The organism is Areca yellow leaf disease phytoplasma, from assembly GCF_041920595.1.
Genome location: NZ_CP169277.1, coordinates 548,433 through 552,707, shown reverse-complemented (window position 1 = coordinate 552,707; position 4,275 = coordinate 548,433). Strand labels below are relative to the sequence as shown.

Annotated in this window: 4 protein-coding genes and 2 pseudogenes; all 6 read left to right on the top strand. The window is 26.5% G+C overall.

Annotated features, from left to right (window positions below; all coding sequences use genetic code 11):
* Window positions 1–254: 254 nt before the first annotated feature.
* A pseudogene (locus ACEW7V_RS03130) lies at window positions 255–1,213 on the top strand (ATP-dependent helicase); the annotation flags it as partial.
* 191 nt (window positions 1,214–1,404) lie between these two features.
* Window positions 1,405–1,563, top strand: coding sequence for a hypothetical protein (locus tag ACEW7V_RS03125; protein WP_374695413.1), 159 nt, complete (start codon window positions 1,405–1,407; stop codon window positions 1,561–1,563).
* Between the two features lie 26 nt (window positions 1,564–1,589).
* A complete protein-coding gene (locus ACEW7V_RS03120; protein ID WP_374695412.1) occupies window positions 1,590–1,703 on the top strand; it encodes a hypothetical protein in 114 nt (37 codons plus the stop codon).
* Between the two features lie 273 nt (window positions 1,704–1,976).
* A pseudogene (groEL, locus tag ACEW7V_RS03115) lies at window positions 1,977–3,591 on the top strand (chaperonin GroEL).
* A gap of 226 nt (window positions 3,592–3,817) precedes the next feature.
* Window positions 3,818–3,973, top strand: coding sequence for a hypothetical protein (locus ACEW7V_RS03110; protein ID WP_374695411.1), 156 nt, complete (start codon window positions 3,818–3,820; stop codon window positions 3,971–3,973).
* A complete protein-coding gene (locus ACEW7V_RS03105) occupies window positions 3,937–4,200 on the top strand; it encodes a hypothetical protein (RefSeq protein WP_374695410.1) in 264 nt (87 codons plus the stop codon). Before ACEW7V_RS03110 ends, ACEW7V_RS03105 begins: the two co-directional genes overlap by 37 nt.
* Window positions 4,201–4,275 lie beyond the last annotated feature (75 nt).

The window sequence follows — 4,275 nt, the reverse complement described above, 5'->3', positions numbered from 1 at the left end:
CATACGTATTGCTCTCAAGTATTGTTGAACCAAAATGTAGTTGAATTTATTTATTTAATGTAAGTATGATTATTTAATGGTGTATGACTTTAAAGTTAAAAAATAAAAAATATTTAATGTGACTAATTGAAAGGTTCGAATCAAACCCGACTATCTGATACCCAATTGAGATGGGTTTGGAGATAAAAAACACCAGTGCCGATAGTATTTGGACCGAGTTTGATAGTTTATTGTATTCGGCTCAGTTTTGATTACCTCAAAAACATTTATTAAATGTTAATTATCGTTCTAAAGGCATTAATATTGTTAAAGCAGCTAATGAATTAATTGATAATAAGGAATATTTACAATTATCTTTTAGTGAAAAAAAATATAGAGATTTTATAAATTTTTCTTTTTTTAATAATTTTTATCAACAAGTTAAGTATTTGTGTGAAAAAATTAAAAATTCTTTAATTTATTCTACAACTGTTCTTTGCCGTAGTAATGGTGAATTACAAAAACTTAAAGATGAGTTTGAAAAAACCAAATTCCTTTTACTATATCTGATAACGCTAATAGTAAATAAATGAAGTGTTTTATGACATCAACTGGTATGATTATAAGGATATTAAAATGAATGTGTTTATTTAATTGGTTGGCAAAATCGAAAGGAATCACAAGATAAAGTTTTAGAAAAAATTAATTTATAATTATGAGAATTTACGCTAAAAATCATGATATTGAAATTTTAACTTTGAATGATTCTTCTATTTTTATAGATTATTTTTATTCCTTAATAAAAAAAGAATTAATTTCTGATGATTTTACAAAAGGATTAAATGATAAAATTTTTGATTTAGATTATTTAAAAATTTGTTTACCTAATTCAAAAGATATAGAAAATTATGATGAATTATCTACTACTATTAAAATTTATAATGAAAAAGTTAACCAATTAGAAAAACAACATAAATTTAATCAAATTACTGAATCTTATTATAGGAAATGTTATTTAAAATTATGTGTTTTATTTAAGGAAATTTCTCAAAATATTTATAAAGTAAATAAAAAAGATAATGGTTATGAAACTCGTTTAAAAGGGTTTAATTATTTTATGTTTGAACCTTTGGAACGAATTAAATGTTATAAAAAACATTTAAAAGAAAAAAAAGAAGAAAGGTATTTGTCATTAAGTGATGATGATTTGAAATTTGATTATTCTTTAAAAAAGTAAAAAAGTTGTCAAAGTTTTGGAACACCTCACCAAGATTAAAGATTATTTATCAAACTTATTTTTATGAATAAACAATAACATAAATGAAAAACTTTTTTTGCAATTCCCAATAAGACAAATTTAATAATATTTACCAAAAATATAAAATAAATTTTTGAATCCTCCAACCAAATTATTTTTTTTAATACTTGCCAATTATTAAATCTTATGATATAATAAAAGTGCTTTGGCACTTAAATTATTTAGTGCCCAAAATTAAATCATTACAAAAATATTTTATTTGCTATAATAAAATTATTAAATTAAAAGGAGTTTATCATGAAACAAAAAAACAATTATCCCTTTAAATGACAATGTTGTTTTAAAATTGAAAATGGAAGAAACTAAAACAGTTAGTGAATTATTTTTGGCTTTATCAGAAAAAGAAAAACTTCTGTTGGGGGTTGTTGTTGGAGTAGGTCCTAAAGAAGGTTTAAAAAAAAGATGATGAAGTAGTTTATAAAAAGCTATTCTTGGTAGCAAAGTTACTTTAGGAGAAAAAGATTATTTAATTGTTTCTGTAAAAGATATTTTGGCACAAATTAAATAAGATAATATAGATAAGATAAACAATTATAAACTAAGTATTAATAAATAAAAAGACAATATTTTTAAACTTTTTTTTTAAAAATTATAAATATTAATTAAATATCAATAAATCAATAAATAAAGATATAATAATATATAATAATCAATAATCAAAATATTTAAGAGTAATAAAATGAGTAAAAAAATACTTTATGGCAAAGAGGCAAGAAAAGCTTTATTACAAGGAGTAGATGCAATTGCAAATACTGTTAAAGTGACTTTAGGACCTAAAGGACGTAATGTTATTTTAGAAAAAGCCTATGATTCACCTGCTAAGCATTGTAAATGATGGTGTTTCTATTAAGCAAAGAAATTGAATTAAAAACTATCAAAATATGGGAGCCAAGTGTATATGAAGTAGCTTCCAAAACTAACGATAAAAGCAGGAGGAACAACCACAGCAACTGTTTGGCACAAAGTATGATTCATCAGTTTGAGGTAATTGATGCAGGAGCTAATCCTATTAAAAGAAGGGAATTGTTAGCTGCATTAACAGTTGCCAAAAAAACTTTTAGCCGTAACTCCAAAAGTAGACGCTCAAGAAGATATTCAAAATGTGGCTGCTGTTTCATCAGGCAGTCAAGAAAATTGGTAAAATCATTGCTCAAGCGATGCAAAAGTAGGAAAAGATGGAGTTATTAATGTTTACGAATCCAGTTTTGAAACAGAATTAGAAGTTGTTGAAGGATTGCAGTACGATAAAGGATACGCTCTTATTTTGTCTCTGATAGAGAAAGTATGACAAAGTACAGCTAGAAAATGCGTTAGTTTTAGTAATCCGATCATAAATTAGTACTGTGCAAGAAATTAAAATTTATTTTGGAAGAAGTAGTAAAGCATCAGACCTTTATTAATTGTAGCTGAAGCTGTGGAAAATGAAGTTTCTTTAGGGTTTTGGTGAAGCAATAAATTAAGAGGAACTCTTTTAATGTAGTTGGGTAACTAATGTTCTGGTTTTTGGTGATAATCAAAAAGAAATGTTACAAGATATTGCAGTACTTACAAAAGCTAATTTTGTTTCTAAAGAACTTAATATGAAATTAGCAGATTTAAAATGGATGATTTAGGAAATATCAATAGAAGCTATTATTAAAAAAGATAATACTACTTTGATAAGTGTTCTAAAAGTCCTGAATTAGAAAAAACGTATTCCAATTATTAAAAACTCAAATTGGAAAATGCTACTTCTGATTATGAAACTAAAAATTTGCAAGAAAGATTAGCTAAATTATCAGGAGGGGAGTTGCCTTAATTAAAGTTGAGCTGCAACTGATACTGAATTAAAAGATAAAAAAATTACGTATTTGAAGATGTTACCTAATGCTACTAAAGCTGCTATTACTGAAGGAATTGGGGGAGTTGGTGGTGGAAAAGCTTTAGTTGAGGTTTATCAAGAATTAAAAAGATACTTTGGTATCTGGATAATAAAAGAAGTACAACAAGGAATTGATGTAGTAGTACAAAGTCTTTTAGTACCTACTTATCAAATTGCTTATAATGCAGGATTTTCAGGTAGAAGATGTGAGTAAAAACAACAACTTTACAACCCTTAAATTTTGGGTTGTAATGCTAAAGAAGGTAAGTATGTTTGTCTCTAAAAGAAGGTATAATTGGACCCTACTAAAGTAACTCGTCAAGCTGTTCTTAATGCTGCTTCTATCTCTGCTTTGATGATTACAACTGAGGCTGCTGTGGTAAGTTTGAAAGAAAATAAAGATAATAACTTTGATTTAGGAACACAAGAATAATTTTTTTATAACTAATAAAGCTTTATTTTTTTAATTATTATCTCCCATTTTTCCTTTTTTCATGTTAAAATAATAGTAGGTTTTGATTGTCTTTTAACTCTTTGTTAGAAAACAACTCAAACCATATAATTATATAACGCAAGAAAGGAGAACAAACAATGCAAAATCAAAAACTCAAAAATCTTTAGTTGCTAAAGTTTTAGTTTTATTTGCTGCTGTTGCTTTAATGTTTGTTGGCGTTCAAGTTTTTGCTGATGATCGTCTAGATTTAAGCAGTTTACAATGTAAAGATGCTCTTGAACTTACTGCTGCTGATGCAGCTGTTGCAGAAAAAGTTGTTAAACAATGGAAAGTTCAAAACACTTCATTGATGCAAAAGTAACAAAAGATTCTATAAAAGTAGCGGTTGCTGATAATAAAGTAACAGTTACACCTGCAGATGGTGCTGCTGGACAAAGCTTTATCAGGTTCAAAAGTATTAAATTTAGTAGGTATGTATGTGAATTAAATCAATTAACTTTAGACACAGACAAAAAACTTAAACTTACAGTTAAAAATGGCAAAGTAGATTCAGAAGCTGGTTTAAAAGCTTTAAAGAAGCTAGACTAAAATTCCTGCAACTGTAACAAAAGACGACGTAACTTTCACAGTTGTAGGAGGAACGACGATGCTAATAAAGTTACT

Excerpts from the sequence above, each read along its gene's own strand:
- ACEW7V_RS03105 (WP_374695410.1), top strand. The coding sequence starts at position 3,937 with ATGGAAAGTTCAAAACACTTCATTGATGCAAAAGTAACAAAAGATTCT.
- ACEW7V_RS03110 (WP_374695411.1), top strand. The coding sequence starts at position 3,818 with ATGTTTGTTGGCGTTCAAGTTTTTGCTGATGATCGTCTAGATTTAAGC.
- ACEW7V_RS03120 (WP_374695412.1), top strand. The coding sequence starts at position 1,590 with ATGGAAGAAACTAAAACAGTTAGTGAATTATTTTTGGCTTTATCAGAA.